This is a genomic window from Marinobacter sp. OP 3.4 (assembly GCF_036224885.1).
Lineage (GTDB): Bacteria > Pseudomonadota > Gammaproteobacteria > Pseudomonadales > Oleiphilaceae > Marinobacter.
In genome coordinates this window covers 33,468-49,160 of sequence record NZ_JAVVLT010000015.1, presented here as the reverse complement: position 1 = coordinate 49,160, position 15,693 = coordinate 33,468, and the positions used below count along the sequence as shown (strand labels likewise).

The window sequence follows — 15,693 nt, the reverse complement described above, 5'->3', positions numbered from 1 at the left end:
ATCACCTACCGGAGAACCGTCCCGCGCAACGACGGATCTTGCCTATACTGCGGGTGTCACCCACCTTACGACCACCGCAAGTAAAGGCCCATGGATATCCAGAACGAACACCGCTACGCCATCAACCTCAATGTGCGGGGCATCCAGCCTTCCGCCACCCTTCGCATCAATGAGCTGAGTAACCAGCTCCGCGCCGAGGGCCGCGATATCATCAAGCTGGGTCTGGGCCAGTCGCCCTTCCCGGTGCCGGACCGGGTGGTGGCGGCGCTGCGGGAACATGCCGCGGAGAAGGACTACCTGCCGGTGAAGGGCCTGAAGGGCCTGCGGGAGGCCATTTCCGGCTACATCAACCGGGCCGAGCGCATGCGCTGCAACTGGGAGGACGTGCTGATCGGCCCCGGCTCCAAGGAGCTGCTGTTCATCCTGCAACTGGCCTACTACGGCGACCTGCTGATCCCCCGCCCCAGCTGGGTGTCCTACGCGCCCCAGGCCCGGATTATCGGGCGGTCGGTGCACTGGCTGCCGACCCATGCGGAGAACAACTGGCAGCTCACCGCCGACGAGCTGGACATCATCTGCCGGGACGACCCCACCCGTCCCCGCATCCTGATCCTCAACTACCCGTCCAACCCCACCGGCTGCACCTACACCGACGACCAGTTGCTGGCCATTGCCAACGTGGCCCGCAAGTACCGGCTGATCCTGCTGTCGGATGAGATCTACGGGGAGGTACAGTTCGATGGCCGCCACAAGTCCATTGCCCGCTACTACCCCGAGGGCACCATTATCAGTACCGGCATGAGCAAATGGCTGGGGGCCGGCGGCTGGCGCCTGGGGGCCTTCATCTTCCCGCCGGAGCTGCGGCCCCTGCAGGATGCCATGGCGATTATCGCCAGCGAGACCTTCACCTCCACGGCGGCGCCCATCCAGTATGCGGGCATCACCGCCTTCAATGGCGGCGAGGACATTGACGAGTACCTGCGACATTCCCGCCGCATACTCAAGGCCATCGGCGAGTATGTGCACCGGCGCCTGACAGACATGAACGTGGATGTGCGCAAGCCGGAAGGCGCCTTCTACCTGTTCCCGGACTTCTCCGCCTACCGCGACGGCCTGGCAAGGCAGGACATCAAGACCAGCGCGGCCTTCTGCAAGCGGCTGCTGGAAGATACCGGTGTCGCCATGCTGCCGGCCAGCGACTTCGGCTTCGTGCCGGACCAGCTCAGCGCGCGCCTGGCGTTCGTGGACTTCGATGGTGCGGAGGCCCTGAAGCTCGCCGCCGGCGAGTTTGCGGACCAGGATCTTGCAGAGGGAGAGGACTTCGTCCAGCAGGCCAGCCCGAAGCTGGTCAAGGCCATGGAACGGATCGAATCCTGGCTGAAGGGACTGTAAAACGAGGGGCAATAAAAACATCGGGCCCTGGCCGGATCTCGGTCAGGGCCCGTTCAGCAACTCATGAAGCGTTGCTGTCGGCTTTCTCTTCCGCTTCCTGGTCAGCGGTTTCCGCTGCCTTGGTGTCCTGGGCGGACTCTTCGGCGAGCTGCTGCTCCAGAACTTCTTCCATCCAGTACTGCTGGGCGCTGGCGTTGGCGGCACCCATGACACCGGCTACGGCGATAGCGGCGATGGCGGCGGTTTTCTTCAGGTTTGCATTGATACCGAACATGATTGAACTCCTCAGAAATGAATAATTGAACTCGTCGGGTATCAGCGCTTGAAGCTCTTGGCTGATCTCGATGGTTGTATTATTGAGGAGTTGCGCCAATCAAAAAAATTGTTTAGCAGTATTCATCACATCATTTTAAATGATGATTCATTCGCACTGCTGTGTACCGATCTGTTCGATAATGTCCTGCCATTCCTCCAGGATCAGGAACTCCACCAGCGACCGCATCCAGATCAACCCCGGGTCCCGGTCATGGCGGGCGTGCCAGATGAGATAGACGTTGATGGGGTCCACGTCGATGGGCAGGTGGGTCAGCCACAGACCTTCCCGGAACTGGGCGTCCTGCACCATGCCAACGGGTAGCGCCGTGATCATGTCCGATGACCGCAACAGTTCCGGAATGGTCGGGTACTGGTTCACCGTCACCGCCACCCGTCGACTGAGCCCCATCCGGTCCAGCACCGTGTCCACCGGCCCGTGGGTGTCGCCGGACAGGGAGATCAGCAGGTGGCGGGCATCCAGGAATTCCTCCAGTGTCACCGGTCGTCCGGCCAGGGGGTGCCCCTCCCGCATGGCCAGCACATAGCCACTGTCCAGCAGCCAGGTACTGCGCAGGCTGTGGTCGTGCTCCTGCAGCATGCCGATGGCCAGATCCACATGAGCCTCCCGCAACTGCAGGTGGGCGCCTTCCACCGTATAGGGCACGGCGTGCAGGTCAATGCCCGGCGCTTCCTTCTCCAGCCGATTCACCAGCGGTGGCCAGAGCATGTCCAGGATCAGGTCCGACAGGGCCACCCGGAACTTGCGCCGGGACGTGGCGGGGTCGAAGTTACTGGTGGTCACCGCCCGGGACAGCTCGTGCATGGGGCCGCGCACCTGGTCCCACAGGCTCAGGGCGAAGGACGTGGGCTCGATCTTTCGGCCTTTCTTGACGAACACCGGATCACTCCACGCATGGCGCATGCGCGATACCGCGTTGGACACCGCCGGCTGGGTCATGGACAGGCGCTCCGCCGCCCGGGTGATGGAGCCTTCGGTCATGATGGCATCGAAGATGTACAGCAGTGTCAGTTCCTGGTTTTTCAAACGCCCGCCTCTACCCTACAATTGATCAGCTTGCTAAATCGTCGGAAACGACGAAGTCTGCCATTGCCACCGGATTTATGCTATCCGATGGGCCAGAACCCCTGGCCTTTCAGCCTGTTCCACCCCAGCCGGATGCCCCATGTCTCAAGTGGAATTGATGTTCCAGCGTTACGGGCCCAAATACAAGTGGCTCGTTACCCTCACCATGCTGCTGGGGCTGGTGGCGCTGGGCATGTCCATTACCATCGTCAACGTGGCCACGCCCTATATCAAGGGTTCGCTGGGGCTGAGCGATGTGCAGGTGCAGTGGATTTCCACCGGCTTCCTGGCGGCCACCACGGTGGCGCTGCTGATCGCTCCCTGGCTGGTGCGGGCCTTTGGCCAGCGGGCCACCTTTGTGGGGCTACTGGCTACCTTTGTGGTGGCCTCCATCATCGGCGGCCTGGCCACCAGTATGGCAGCGATCGTGGCGGCCCGGGTGGTCCAGGGGGCCATGACCGGGCTTATCCGACCCCTGGCGCTGGACGCCATGTTCTCGGTGTTCCCCGCCAATGAACGGGGCATGGCCACCGCCATCTACGGCATGTGCCTGGGGCTGCCCCTGACCCTGGCCACGGTGATCGGTGGCTGGCTGGTGGAGACCTTCACCTGGCGCTACGTGTTCTTCGTCACCCCACCCATGTGCCTGGCGGCCATGGTGATGGGCTACCTGTTCCTGCCCACCCGGGAGGAGACCGGCCCGCGCCCGCCCTTCGACTGGCCCGGCGCCACCGGTTTGTTCGCCTGCATCTTTGCCCTGCTCACCGCCCTGTCCAACGGCCAACGCTGGGGCTGGGACAGCCTGGCGGTGGTCGGCCTGGTGGGGCTGTCGCTGTTGCTCGGGACCGGGTTCGTGTGGTGGCAGCGGCGCACCGCCTTTCCGCTGCTGGACCTGGGTATATTCCGCCACCGGGCGTTCGTGGCGGGCTGCCTGGCCATCTTCGTGTTTGGTGGTGCCTTCTACGCCATCATGTACCTGCTGCCGCTGTTCTCCCAGGGCATCCTGCATTTCCGGCCGGTGACCACGGGGCTGCTGTTCCTGCCCTCCACCCTGGTACTGGCAGTACTGGTGCCCATCGTCGGTCGCCTGAGTGACCGCTACCCGGCCCATTACATGACCCTGCCGGGGCTGGCCTTTGCCATCTTCGCGGTCTACCTGTTCTCGCTGTCCGACGCCTACACCTCGTTCTTCTACCTGGCCCTGGCGCTGACCCTGATGAGCATGGGCATGGCGTCGTTTCCACCGCCCACCCTGTCCGGGGCCATCGGCTCGCTGCCACCGGCGCTGACCGGCTACGGCTCCGGCGTGATCAACTTCATGCTGCAGATGGGCGGGGCCTTCGGTACCGCCGCCCTGGTCCTGATGATGGACCGGCGCATTACCTGGCACGGCAGCCATATCAGCACCGGGATGACACCGGGCAACGATACCGCCATGGCCACCGCAGACCACTGGCGGGACCTGCTGGCGGGCACCGGCGTGCCGGACGCCTGGCAGACCACCGCCGCCCTGCAGAAGCTCGGCGCCACCGAGCAGTTCTGGGCCACCATCATGGCCTACCAGGACGGCTTCTGGCTGGTGATGGTCTCGCTCACCTTCGTGGTGATCCCGGCCTGGCTGCTGAGCCGCTGGAGCCGGACACCCCAACACGCAACCGACTGACCCGACACGGACCCATTCCATGGCTGATGACAAGAACAACAACTCCACCGCCGACAACCGCAAGCCCGCCATGCGCCCCGGCCGCATGGCCAGGCTGTTGCTGCTGGCCCTGCTGGTGGTGGCCGGCCTGGTGTGGCTGGGCCAGTGGCTTTGGTACCGCACCACCCACGTGGTGGAGGACAACGCCAGCGTAACCACCGACCTGGTCACCGTATCCTCCCGCCTGCCCGGCCGGGTGGACACCTTCACCCTGGACAATGGTGACGAGCTGGGTGCCGGCCAGACCGTGGCGAACCTGTACAGCCGCCCGGAACAGCTGGAGCTGGAGCAGCGCCAGGCCCGGGTGGCCCGCATGGAGGCACAACTGGCCCTTGAACAGCAGCAGGCCGAACAGGCCCGCCGGCAGCTGCAGGGCGGCATCGCCAACGCCGAACAGCAACTGGCCGCGGCCCGGGCCGAGCTGAAAGTGGCGGAAGTGGAACTGGAAGACGCGGAGCAGGCCTGGCAGCGGGCCGACACCCTGTTCCAGTCCGGCTCCCTGTCGAAACAGCAGCGGGACCGTGACTACTACAACCGGCTGGCCGCCCGGGCCCGGCTGGAGACCGCCCGCCAGCAGGTGGCCCTGCGCCAGTCCCAGCGGGACAGCGCCGCCCTTGGCCTGTTCTCCGGCAGCACCATGAGCCTGCCCACCCCGGAACTGCTGGAGGCCCAGACCGCCATCACCCGGCAGGAACTGGCGGAAGCCAAGGCGGATGTCCGCAAACAGCAGGCCCGGCTGGAAGACATGACCGTCAACGCGCCCGCCGCCGGCGTGGTCGCCCGCACCTTTGTGGAAACCGGCGAATACCTGTCCGCCGGCCAGCCCATCCTGATGATGTACCAGCCGAACAACATCTGGATCGAGGCGAAGGTGAAGGAAACCGACGTACGCAATCTGGCCGTGGGCCAGAAGGTAAATATCCACGTGGACGCCTGGCCCGACCACAACTTCTCCGGCCAGGTGCAGACCATTGGCCGCTCCGCCACCAGCGAGTTCGCGCTGATCCCCAGCTCCAACCCGTCCGGCAACTTCACCAAGGTCACCCAGCGCATCCCGGTGCGGATCTCCGTGGACGAGGGGGACCGCCACCTGCTGAGCCCCGGCATGATGGTGGTGATCGCCATCGCCACCGATTGATTCCCGGGGCGCTTCCTGCAATGGTGAGAGCTTTCCGTCATATCTTTCCGCCACACCTTCAGGGAGAGCCGCCCCATGTCCGAGATTGCCGACTTCGCCGAACGCATCGCCCGTGAGGCGGGCGAACTGATCCGCCGGGAGCGGGAACAGAACACCCTTCGCACCGACTACAAACAGCAGACCGAACTGGTCACCCACGCCGACGTGATGGCCGACGAATACATCACCAACGCCATCCGCCAGGCCTACCCGGACCACCGCATCCTCTCCGAGGAAACCATGCCCGACCTCACCCAGGCGGAGGAACTGGACACCCCGCTGTGGATCGTCGACCCCATCGACGGCACCGTGAACTACGCCTACGGCCACCCCCAAGTAGCGGTGTCCATCGCCTGGGCCGAAAAAGGCCGGGTACAGGTGGGCGTGGTGCACGCGCCTTTCGCCAACGAAACCTTCCGCGCGGAAAAAGGCCAGGGCGCCACCCTCAACGGCGGGCCCATCCAACACAGCGGCGCCACTGACCTGCGCCAGTCCCTGTTCGCCACCGGCTTCCCCTACACCAAGGACAACCTGGAACCCCTGGTCCGCCGCCTGAACGTCATGATCCACCACTGCCGCGACCTGCGCCGCATCGGCTCCGCCGCGCTGGATATCTGCTGGGTGGCCTGCGGGCGGCTGGATGCCTATTACGAGACTGTGAGTCCGTGGGACTTTGCGGCGGCTAAGTTGATTGCTCGGGAGGCTGGGGCGAAGGCCGGGCATTTCTCGGAGGTGCCTGAGGGGTATCCGGAGGATCTTTGGGGTAAGGACAACGTGATTACGGCGCCGGGGATCTATGATGGGGTTCGGGCGTTGTTGGTTTCTGCCTCTGGGTGAGTTGGACTGGTCATGGGGTATTTTTGTGGTAGGTTTGGAGTGTGTCGTTTTTTAGTAGGGATGTTGATTGTGGGCCAGATGACGTCAAGGGAATACTGTCACTGTACATCCTGACTCCGTTCACGAGGTACCAAAGCCAATGGACAGGCACACCAGCCAAAACAAAATCGGCAGTATCATACGGAAGTCGTTACTGGGCAGAGGTCTAAGATAAACAAGTTCTCTAAGGCACTGATTGATCTATTCGCACTGAGGTCCGCCGAGATCCCGATATAATAAACAATGTGAAGCGTTGAGGTTGTAGAAAAAGGTCGGCGATCTTTCTCGACCAGAAAATGATCAAAAAATTGAGCTAAAAATCGGACCCATTCTTGAAATCTGGAACACTCATAGCCGAAAACTCACCCAGATTTTACATAGGAACGCGATCAAAATTAGGGGCGGTTTTTTCTACAGCCTCGTTAGCTCTCGACCTGGAAACGAAAGGCTAAAAAATGAACCAAGTCGAGCAACTTTACGCTACCACTATAAATTGACGGCTTACTCAAAATATTAGATTTAGGAATAAAGATGACAGAAGAATTCGACGAAGAAGAAATATATCGTGCCGAGCGGGCGGAAGAATTAATAAATGAAATAGTCGGCAGATGTGACTTGGCAGGTATCGATTATGAGGACTTTTCAGATAGAGAAGATTTTGGAGTCATTGATGTAAATTTTGTTGTTAGCCTCCCATCTGGGCGACGAAAGCGTGATGTTACTCTGTGGGAGGTGGAAGATCTCGAAGAGTTCAATAGCATGGATTTCGAGAAATATACAATAGTTGGGAACTATGCAGCTATTTGCCGATATGATAAGAATATTATAGAGGCTGCCTTTACGGTCATTACCGAAACACCACTTCCAAACCGATTTCTACACAGGCGTATCTTAAAGGCGTTTGGAGTCCAGATTGCTAGGGATAGAACATTTGAACCCTTGGAGTTGACCGCGCCCAATCGAGGAGGGCCAGCGCGGACCAAAATTCTTATCCGCCCTTGTAGCTCAGAACTGAAGACCCTAGCCAACGTTCAAAGCTCTCTTGGGATAAGCATCGAAATCCATTCAAGAATTTCAACTCATGCTGAAGCAATAGGATTGCTTGAAAAGCTATGTCACTCCTTATTTTTTGAGGTTGAAGTTAAAAATGGTTTGGCCCCTGCTCTTCTTAGGAAGAGAGAGCGCCGGTTCCGAACATTAGTCGCAAATGAAATGGAAGGGCCAGAATTCCCCAAGTATGAATACGATGAAGGTGCAATGTCGTTATATTGGTATGGCCGAAGCGCAGTAAACATGCCTCTTCTCCAGTTCTTAGCATTTTACCAAGTCGTTGAGTTCTACTTCCCAGTTTATTTTAAGGCCGAATTGAATCGTAAGGTTAGAGCGATACTGAAAGATCCTTCGTTTCAAGTTGAAAAAGATTCGGATATCTCAAGAATCACAGTAGCTCTTAGTGCACGCTCGGGCGGATATGGAAGTGAGCGAGATCAACTCAAAGCCACCCTAAGAGAATGTATCGACACATCGCAGCTAGAGGAGTTTATAGAAGAAAACCCAAAACGTGCGGAATTTTTTTCCTCTAAACAAAAGGGTTTAACACATTGCACAGTAAACTTAAAGAACAAGGGTGCCGACCTCATAGGGCAAGTGGCAGACCGAGTATACGATATTCGGTGCAAGGTAGTGCACGTTAAATCTGAGGATGGAGATACAGAGCTTGAATTGCTACTTCCGTATACAGAGGAAGCAGAGAAGTTGGGTTTCGATATTGAGCTAATTCAGTTTTTAGCAAAAAAAGTTCTTATCTGTTCTAGCTCTCCAATCAAAATCTAGTCGAGCAAAGTAAGGAACACATAGAAAACCGCGGACGGACACATAAAAAGGCATCGCTACCGTAATAAAATCCTATATAAGGACAAAAATGCAAGACACTCTAAAAATACTTGAAACCGTTAATCAATTCTACTCACAGTCCTTCAACCAGCTTGTAATTATCACGGTAGCTGTACTTACATTTGCTGGCGTCATTATGCCAATCCTTATTTCTCTATATCAAAAAAGGCTATTTAGACTGGAACATCAGGAAATAAAGGAAAAGATAAAAGAAGAGCTCAACGAAGACATGCAAGATGCCGTTACTCGCATACGCGAAGAATACGAAGAAAAAGAAAAGGAGCATCATGATAAAATCAAGTATATTGAAAACAAGCTAGAAAAAGAAGTGTCCGGAGCCTTAGGTGCCAGCTTGCACTTGCAAGCCAGCATGAACATTAGAGATGGAAGCTATCTTGCAGCTTTTTATAGCTTAACTAGGGCAGCGACCAATCACATTAAATCGGAAAAAGAAGTCAACCTCAGAAGAGCACTAAAACTGATAAATAACAAGTGCCTTCCAGAATTAGATAGGAATACTTTGGAGCATGACGAATACATCATAGAATCCTTTGAAGATCTCGTAAAGAGCCTCGCCGAATTTAATTCTAATCAGAGGTACGATGACGATATCCGTTTCTTGAAAATCAGGTTTAAAAATGCCATGGAGAGAGAACACAATGATGAGGCATAGTTAGCAGCCATGGACAGACACACACAAAGAAGAAACGTCCAATCACTCCCCCAGAGAGACAAGCCCCGGTCCATAAATACCAATCACCACACCGTTGATCACAAATCGATCAATTTTCGATCGTTTTGGCCAAATCCAGACCGCGTGAGGCCCATGTGTAACCATCCCCTAAAATCGGTGCATGCGTAATTAGAGTTCTCCGGCCTACAATGAGGCAAACGGAGAACGACATGAAGAAATCACGGTACAGCGAGTCCCAGATCGTCAAGATCCTGAAGGAGGTCGAGGGCGGTCGCTTGGTCAAGGAAGTCTGCCGGGAGTACGGCATCTCCGATGCGACCTACTACAACTGGAAATCCAAGTACGGCGGCATGGAAGCCTCTGATGTGAAGCGCCTCAAGGAGCTTGAAGAGGAAAACCGCCGGCTGAAGCAGATGTACGCGGAGCTGAGCCTGGATCACAAACTGCTCAAGGATGTGATTGAAAAAAAGCTGTAAAGCCAGCCGTTCGACGAGAACTGGTGGATTAACTCAAGCAGGCGCATGGTGTCAGCATCCGTAGAGCCTGCCGAATCGCTGGCATCAGTGACTCTGTGTACCGGTATCGGCCGGACACTTTCCGGGACGAACCGGTGATTGCAGCGCTTCAGAGCGCGACTGAACGCTATCCCGCCTACGGCTTCAGCAAACTGTTCAAGGTGCTGCGACGCTGGGGTCACGGATGGAATCACAAGCGGGTACACCGGCTGTATTGTGCACTCAACCTGAATAAACGACGACGGGGCAAGAAACGACTCCCGACCCGAAACCCGGAGCCATTGAGCGTACCAGTCACCGTTAATCGGTGCTGGTCGATGGATTTCATGAACGACAGTCTGTTCGACAGAATTATGGACAGGGACAGAATTATGGACAGGCATGTCAAAAGAAGGAAGGGACAGAATTATGGACAGGCATGTCAAAAGAAGGAACGCCCAAACCGTCCTCCCAGAGAGGCAAGCCCCGGTCCATAAATACCAACCACAGCACCGCTGATCGAAAATTGATCGCATCGACCTGAATTCGGCCGTTTTGGCCAAATCCAGGCCGCGCGAGGCCCATGGCTTGAGCCATTGTCAGCAAGATGTCAGGCGGGGGTAGGAATTCAGGCGACTCGTCGTCGCCATCCCAGTTCTGCCCGTTGGTTTCGAGCATAACGGACTTCAAACCCGCAGGCTTCCTCTAACCATTCTTCCGGCGAAAGCCCCAGGCGGGTCAGGATCGATGGAAGGTCTTCGGCAATATGACCCCGCTTGGTGGGATGAATGACTCGTCCGGTGTAATCCACCAGTTCCAGATAGTCCTGCAGGCTGAACAGGATACCGCGCACTACATCATTCCGCTGGTTGCCCTCGAATGTCAGGAGCGGCTTGAGGGATACCGGAAACTGCCGCAGGTACCCTGAATCCATCTGCTTCTGGATAGCCTGCCCGAGGTCGAACCGGGGCATCAGCCTTTCCTTGATACTGGTGTGATCCGAGGTTTCCGGCGTCTCGGCCATGGCCGCCCTCACCGGGTTCAGATCGACATAGGCCATACAGCTCAGCAAAGCCTGTTCGGTCAGTAACGCCTGGGACTTGAACCTTGATTCCCAGAAGTGCCCGGTACAGTCGTCTTCCCGATTGGCTTCCCGAGCTATGGGTTCATTCAAGCACTTCATGAACCAGCTCAGATCCGTCAGCCGTTGCCGATAGACCTCTACCGTTCGCTCCAGAAACCGGCGCTCTGCTTCGATCAACGATTCACCCTTGAGGTACCGCTGGACGATAAGGGGCCCTTTGTAGAGGCTGCTCCAGCGTGCCAGCACCTCCTCATCTGTCCATTCCTCGCCCTGCTCCGGACAAAGCTTTACCACCAGGTGGTAATGGTTGGACATGACCGCATAGGCGCATAGGTCAACGGCAAAGAGCGATGACAGCAGGCGAATCCGCTCTTCGATCCACTGGCGCCGGTGTTCGTAGCTCTTTCCGGACTGCTGGTCATACCCACACAGGTAAGTACGGCGCACGCACCGGGAGACAATGTGATAGTACGGAGTGTCGCTAACGGCAACCAGTTGTTCGCGGGGACGGGGCATGGAAATCCTTTCCAAGTGATTATCACGCCAGGAACTATGAGCGAACTACGCCAACCGCTCAATATCGCCGTTTGCGACGTAAAATGACGAACCTGGGGAACAACGGCATGAACCATTGTTCAACGTCAGCAGCTTGCCCAGATTCATCCAACCCAGTAATCTGACCAACGGAATCAAGGAACGCCCTCGTCTAAAGGAAGGACAACCATGGCCAAGCTGCCTCCCGCCGAACTGGCGGACTACGAATTCAATATCCGTTCGTTTCACCCGGAAAAGACCTTTGGTTGGTCCGGGCTTTTCTTCGAAGGCGATGATCGAGGCTTCTCATTACGCCCCAGCGGCCCGATTTCGATCACTTCCCGGATATGGCAACGGTTCACCTTTCATGCAGAAAGTGGAAGCCTGGGCAGAATTACCACCACATCTGACCCATCCCGAGCGCCCTGGTCCGACAAGCCCTACGAATACTCGGAAACCTTAAAGCCCAAAGGGCGCGTCCTCAGCACCTACCACCACGCGCCTCCCTCAGTGCATCGGTATCGTATTTCCGGGAACTACGGCGGGGTCAACCATGCCATGCCAGGTTCAGGAGAAATGCAGGAAAACCTGGGTTTTAGCTACGTACCAACTCTCAACGTAAGCTACCGGATTCTTATCGATATCGACCGGGCCAATCGTCACATGGATCTGGTGGCATACGTTAAAGGTGACGGTTTTCCCAATTGCGAGGCCTTTATCGTAGGGCCCGGGCAAACACCTGTGTTCCTCGGTGTGCATGTTCGTAAGGGCATGCCAGCGACCACACTGGCCGCCAACCTCAACTACCCCATGATTGCCTGTGCCGTCAGGCTCCCATTAGGGCGAAAAGGACAGTTCACTGGCATGATTGGCGACGAGCTGGCCCGGCGCAGGAACAACGAAACAGAGTTAACGTATCAAACCATCGAAACGTGGAACCAGCGGTTCCTTTCCATTAGCCCGAACAGCGGTCATTGCATGGGTCTTGAACAAACAGATCTGAAAGGCTTGTTCGACCTGGAGTGTCTGTTATGACCGGAGCCTTTCTATATCGCCTGCTGGGACACACCGCCCGCATCCTTCTGGCCACCATCGCATTGGCAGGTTGCGCACAATCGGACGAAACAAGGGATCCGGAACGCTATGTCATCCCGGAAGATTACGTGGGATCGTTTCATATCGTTTTTGGCATCCAGTCTGGCGAGCCGCCACTGACGGAAGACGGAACCCGGATATACCAGATTCCTGACAGTGGCGTTCTGCTTAGCAAGGGTGGCCCAAATCCCGGACGAACTGCCAGCGACAAAATCCGCTTCCTCTATGACGGTGAAAACGGTGACTTGCAACCCATCACCGGGCGCTGGACAACCAGCCTTCATGACACCAGTGACAATCGCGCCGATGGGAAGACCTATGTCTTTGGCGGGGGCATTTCGGAGATCCAGCCGGTCAGGCATTGCAACATTTACAGCAAGAGTTTCTATGTTGGGACCAAGTCCCAGGCTTTGGAGCAGGTAAATTACTTCGAGATCTATAGTGACCAAGGTATCGGAGCAATTCCCGAGAGTGTTTTTCTCGAAAGTTGCAATGAAAGATCAACAGATTAAAACCAGGGCCTGAATACAGAAATTCGTCTGGCTCCAACTTTCATAATTTCTCACTGAACAACAGAGGTCGCCGACGCACTTTGCCCCCAACCGGCGACTTTCCCATCAGCGCGTCAGCCCCCATAAACCGGCATAGCCAACGTAGCCTGCGTCACCCGACCAATCCCCCCTTTGTCATCGAACAACCGCGTCTCCACCAGACCATTGCCGTTGTCGCCCATGCGGGCCCGCGCATCGAACCCTATCCATTCGCCGCAGGGCGGGCGTGTCAGGTACAGGCTGATGTCGGCATTGATACTACCCACGTCGTCCGCCACGTGCAGTTGCCCGATGCCGTTGCCGAAGTCCGCCAGGGTGGCCGCCTGTACGGTGGTTGAACAGGGCTCACCGGCCACCACCGGGATCGGCAACCGCATCCAGACCCGCCCTACCCCACGGCCCTGCACGCCGTCGATCAGGCGGACCTCGGCGGTGGTGTGCAGCCCGGTGAGTGTCAGTTGCGGCACGTCGCGGCCACGTTCGGAGATCTGTACCAGGGTCTGCGCCGGGCCCTCCCGGGCCGGCAGGGTGTCGTCGGGAAAGCGGGCGTGCTCCGGAACGTCCAGCGGAGCCTGTTCCAGGTACAGCGCCGTGGCCCGACTGACGACGATATTATCCGCCAGCAGATCGGCCTGCAGCACGCGAAGCCTGCGGCCGGTGCGTACCGTTTCGACCCGTACGGTGAGCGGCTTTGATGGCACCGGGCGAAGCAGGTCGGTGGTCTGTCTCGCCAGGCGCAGGCCACTGCCTGCGGCGGCCTGCTCCAGCGCCCATGTCAGCAGCCCGGTGGGCGGGCCACCGTGCAGGTAATCCGGGCTCCAGGGCCCGCTGGCATTCTCGGTGGGTACGTAGGTTTCACCTTCGCGCAGGAATAACGCCTCGGCCATCGTTGTTTTCCTTATGATTGTTGTAGTAACTAGTGTCCCGTCTGGCTAATTCCTTAATCTACTGCTTGCCTCTGAGGGCTCTGACCAAGGCGCCAGTCTGCAGGTGTGGTGGTTCCACATCAAAGACTGGCAACACAGGCTCAGAGTCCTCAGAGGCAAGCCCTTCGGGAGCTCCTGAAAAGCCGAATAGCGTCGTTCTGCTGTCTCGATTTGGAACCACCAAACCTTCACCAGCACGCCTAGCTCTTCGGCTTTTCAGAAGCTCAGTAGGTTAAGGAATTAGCCAGACGGGACACTAGACCAGCATACCGGGAAAGTCTGGTCTTGGGGATGGGTGTGGCCGCTGCCGCAGGGAACCCGCTCGAACACCACGATGGCAACCACCGTGCCCTATGGCACCGGTTCGAAGTAGCGGTTGAGCAGATCCGGATCGTCAAAATGGCGCTTGCCAATGAACGCTGTTGCATGGTGTCCCCACTGACGCATGGCGCCCGGGGAAAGCACGCCGGTGGGCCAGAGCAGGAACCGTTCCAGGCGGTCTGTACCCGCCACCAGACCGTTGGGGAGGAACAGGCTCCGGTGTCCGCCCTGGCCATCCGGTAACGCGCGGAGCCGGTCATAGTCCAGCATCTGGTACCGGGTCGCGACTTTGCCCGACGCTGATGGCGACCCGAACCGGACATCGGTGACGTAGTGGGTGCCACTCTGAAGGTGGAGGGTTGCCCGTGCGGTGGTGGCATCGTTCGCGGGTGGCTCTATGGGCAGAACCGACATGATCTCGTCACCCACGGCTTCAGGCACCAGCCGGAGCCGGTCCGGGTTGGGGTACCACTGCAGGTAGCAGCCACAGGGGTGCACACTTTCGTACATCAGCACCTCGGCGTTCCGGTCCAGCGTCACCCGCCAGATCAGGCCATCGAGGCGACCACCATAAAGATCCAGGGCGTGGGGCCGGGGCCGTCTGTCGAACCAGAACACATACACCAACTGCGGCAGCCATTGGTGCTGCCAGCGGACCCGGGAAAGCAGGGTGTAGGCCCTGACCGGTGGTCTCACCTGCCACTGGCCGTTGCTCCAATAGGGGCTGCCCGGTATGTCGTAGGGTTTGCTGCCTGCCAGCATCAGGTAGGGCGCATGATAGGCGAGTAGCTGTGACAGTTCCTCCGGCTCGAACGACGGCATCCCCACGTCGTCCCATGCCTGCTCACGGTCGAGGATGGCCCTTACCTTCGCCGGGGCGGGTGCCAACGGGGCCGGCGCATAGAGGCGGGCATCGGGTCCGTCAACGGAGGTGCCGAAGAGCCCGGCCTGTTCCTCCTCAAGCTGACCCACCTGGTACGACAATATCGGCCGCACCAGCGGATAGACACCGACAACCCGTTGCCAGTCAAGGTAGGCATCCGGCTGATGTACCTCAGGCACCAGTGCCTGCCACTGGCGGGAATCGGCGGCCAGCTTCTCCACCTGCTGCCGGGCACACTGCATCAGCCGGGCCGGATCAAACCCGTGGGGAGACTCCAGGCGTTTCAGGCGTGCGCGCAACGCGCTCTCACCGTTGGCCAATGCGTGATTTAACCAGTCCTGCCGTTGTCCCGGGTCCAATGATTTCAGGTCAATATCCACCAGGGTCCGATTGACCCTCAGATAGGGGTAACCCGGAATTTCCGTACCCTGGGCATCTTCGATACCCGCCCGGTGCAGTTGCCGGTCGACATCTTCCCAGGCGGTGGTGCAGCCGGCGCTGAACATAGGTACGGGAGGACGGTAGCTGGCACATCCCGCGAGAACCAGCACCACGAAAGCCAGTGCTGTTGCATTGCGGAGCAGCGCTACTACTGGGGGGAAACGGATCATTGCCCTGGCTGCCATGGGGGTGCCGTAACGGTTGGTCAGAACTGTCGGTACCGGCCGACAG

The 15,693-nt window shown here is 58.1% G+C and carries 13 protein-coding genes and 1 pseudogene; 9 read left to right on the top strand and 5 right to left on the bottom strand.

Features of this window, described 5'->3' with window-relative positions; all coding sequences use genetic code 11:
* Positions 1 to 90 precede the first annotated feature (90 nt).
* A complete protein-coding gene (locus RO069_RS02560; protein WP_328185167.1) occupies positions 91 to 1,392 on the top strand; it encodes a pyridoxal phosphate-dependent aminotransferase in 1,302 nt (433 codons plus the stop codon).
* 61 nt (positions 1,393 to 1,453) lie between these two features.
* On the opposite strand, the gene RO069_RS02555 is transcribed toward RO069_RS02560, so the two are convergent.
* Together RO069_RS02555 and RO069_RS02550 are read right to left on the bottom strand one after the other, a co-directional pair.
* Positions 1,454 to 1,666, bottom strand: coding sequence for a hypothetical protein (locus RO069_RS02555; protein ID WP_328185165.1), 213 nt, complete (start codon positions 1,664 to 1,666; stop codon positions 1,454 to 1,456).
* Between the two features lie 147 nt (positions 1,667 to 1,813).
* Positions 1,814 to 2,752, bottom strand: coding sequence for a LysR family transcriptional regulator (locus tag RO069_RS02550; RefSeq protein ID WP_328185163.1), 939 nt, complete (start codon positions 2,750 to 2,752; stop codon positions 1,814 to 1,816).
* Between the two features lie 139 nt (positions 2,753 to 2,891).
* On the opposite strand from RO069_RS02550, the gene RO069_RS02545 reads away from it, so the two are divergent.
* The 6 genes and pseudogenes from RO069_RS02545 to RO069_RS02520 form a co-directional block, all read left to right on the top strand.
* Complete coding sequence (locus RO069_RS02545; RefSeq protein ID WP_328185161.1) at positions 2,892 to 4,454, top strand: DHA2 family efflux MFS transporter permease subunit; 1,563 nt, start codon at positions 2,892 to 2,894, stop codon at positions 4,452 to 4,454.
* Between the two features lie 19 nt (positions 4,455 to 4,473).
* The gene (locus tag RO069_RS02540; protein WP_328185158.1) at positions 4,474 to 5,631 is read left to right on the top strand and encodes an HlyD family secretion protein; all 1,158 of its coding nucleotides are present in this window, start codon (positions 4,474 to 4,476) and stop codon (positions 5,629 to 5,631) included.
* Positions 5,632 to 5,706: 75 nt separating this feature from the next.
* Positions 5,707 to 6,507 (top strand): inositol monophosphatase family protein, encoded by an 801-nt coding sequence (locus RO069_RS02535; protein ID WP_328185157.1) that lies wholly within the window; start codon positions 5,707 to 5,709, stop codon positions 6,505 to 6,507.
* Between the two features lie 570 nt (positions 6,508 to 7,077).
* A complete protein-coding gene (locus tag RO069_RS02530; protein ID WP_328185155.1) occupies positions 7,078 to 8,379 on the top strand; it encodes a hypothetical protein in 1,302 nt (433 codons plus the stop codon).
* A gap of 88 nt (positions 8,380 to 8,467) precedes the next feature.
* The gene (locus RO069_RS02525; RefSeq protein WP_328185153.1) at positions 8,468 to 9,112 is read left to right on the top strand and encodes a hypothetical protein; all 645 of its coding nucleotides are present in this window, start codon (positions 8,468 to 8,470) and stop codon (positions 9,110 to 9,112) included.
* 230 nt (positions 9,113 to 9,342) lie between these two features.
* A pseudogene (locus tag RO069_RS02520) lies at positions 9,343 to 9,989 on the top strand (transposase); the annotation flags it as partial.
* A 266-nt stretch (positions 9,990 to 10,255) separates the two neighbouring features.
* Here RO069_RS02520 and RO069_RS02515 read toward each other — a convergent pair.
* Positions 10,256 to 11,227, bottom strand: coding sequence for a transposase (locus RO069_RS02515; RefSeq protein ID WP_328185151.1), 972 nt, complete (start codon positions 11,225 to 11,227; stop codon positions 10,256 to 10,258).
* 207 nt (positions 11,228 to 11,434) lie between these two features.
* Between RO069_RS02515 and RO069_RS02510 the strand changes: the two genes are divergently transcribed.
* Entirely contained in the window at positions 11,435 to 12,280 is an 846-nt protein-coding gene (locus tag RO069_RS02510) for a hypothetical protein (protein WP_328185149.1), read from the top strand.
* Positions 12,277 to 12,852: a DUF6843 domain-containing protein gene (locus RO069_RS02505; RefSeq protein ID WP_328185148.1), complete on the top strand. Its 576-nt coding sequence runs from the start codon at positions 12,277 to 12,279 to the stop codon at positions 12,850 to 12,852. Before RO069_RS02510 ends, RO069_RS02505 begins: the two co-directional genes overlap by 4 nt.
* A gap of 113 nt (positions 12,853 to 12,965) precedes the next feature.
* Here the strand turns inward: RO069_RS02505 and RO069_RS02500 are convergent, their stop codons facing one another.
* Together RO069_RS02500 and RO069_RS02495 are read right to left on the bottom strand one after the other, a co-directional pair.
* Entirely contained in the window at positions 12,966 to 13,778 is an 813-nt protein-coding gene (locus tag RO069_RS02500) for a thioesterase family protein (protein WP_328185146.1), read from the bottom strand.
* A 390-nt stretch (positions 13,779 to 14,168) separates the two neighbouring features.
* Positions 14,169 to 15,647 (bottom strand): hypothetical protein, encoded by a 1,479-nt coding sequence (locus tag RO069_RS02495; protein ID WP_328185144.1) that lies wholly within the window; start codon positions 15,645 to 15,647, stop codon positions 14,169 to 14,171.
* Positions 15,648 to 15,693: the final 46 nt, after the last annotated feature.

Excerpts from the sequence above, each read along its gene's own strand:
- RO069_RS02505 (WP_328185148.1), top strand. The coding sequence starts at position 12,277 with ATGACCGGAGCCTTTCTATATCGCCTGCTGGGACACACCGCCCGCATC.
- RO069_RS02500 (WP_328185146.1), bottom strand. The coding sequence starts at position 13,778 with ATGGCCGAGGCGTTATTCCTGCGCGAAGGTGAAACCTACGTACCCACC.
- RO069_RS02535 (WP_328185157.1), top strand. The coding sequence starts at position 5,707 with ATGTCCGAGATTGCCGACTTCGCCGAACGCATCGCCCGTGAGGCGGGC.
- RO069_RS02515 (WP_328185151.1), bottom strand. The coding sequence starts at position 11,227 with ATGCCCCGTCCCCGCGAACAACTGGTTGCCGTTAGCGACACTCCGTAC.
- RO069_RS02545 (WP_328185161.1), top strand. The coding sequence starts at position 2,892 with ATGTCTCAAGTGGAATTGATGTTCCAGCGTTACGGGCCCAAATACAAG.
- RO069_RS02525 (WP_328185153.1), top strand. The coding sequence starts at position 8,468 with ATGCAAGACACTCTAAAAATACTTGAAACCGTTAATCAATTCTACTCA.
- RO069_RS02495 (WP_328185144.1), bottom strand. The coding sequence starts at position 15,647 with ATGGCAGCCAGGGCAATGATCCGTTTCCCCCCAGTAGTAGCGCTGCTC.
- RO069_RS02540 (WP_328185158.1), top strand. The coding sequence starts at position 4,474 with ATGGCTGATGACAAGAACAACAACTCCACCGCCGACAACCGCAAGCCC.
- RO069_RS02560 (WP_328185167.1), top strand. The coding sequence starts at position 91 with ATGGATATCCAGAACGAACACCGCTACGCCATCAACCTCAATGTGCGG.
- RO069_RS02530 (WP_328185155.1), top strand. The coding sequence starts at position 7,078 with ATGACAGAAGAATTCGACGAAGAAGAAATATATCGTGCCGAGCGGGCG.
- RO069_RS02510 (WP_328185149.1), top strand. The coding sequence starts at position 11,435 with ATGGCCAAGCTGCCTCCCGCCGAACTGGCGGACTACGAATTCAATATC.
- RO069_RS02555 (WP_328185165.1), bottom strand. The coding sequence starts at position 1,666 with ATGTTCGGTATCAATGCAAACCTGAAGAAAACCGCCGCCATCGCCGCT.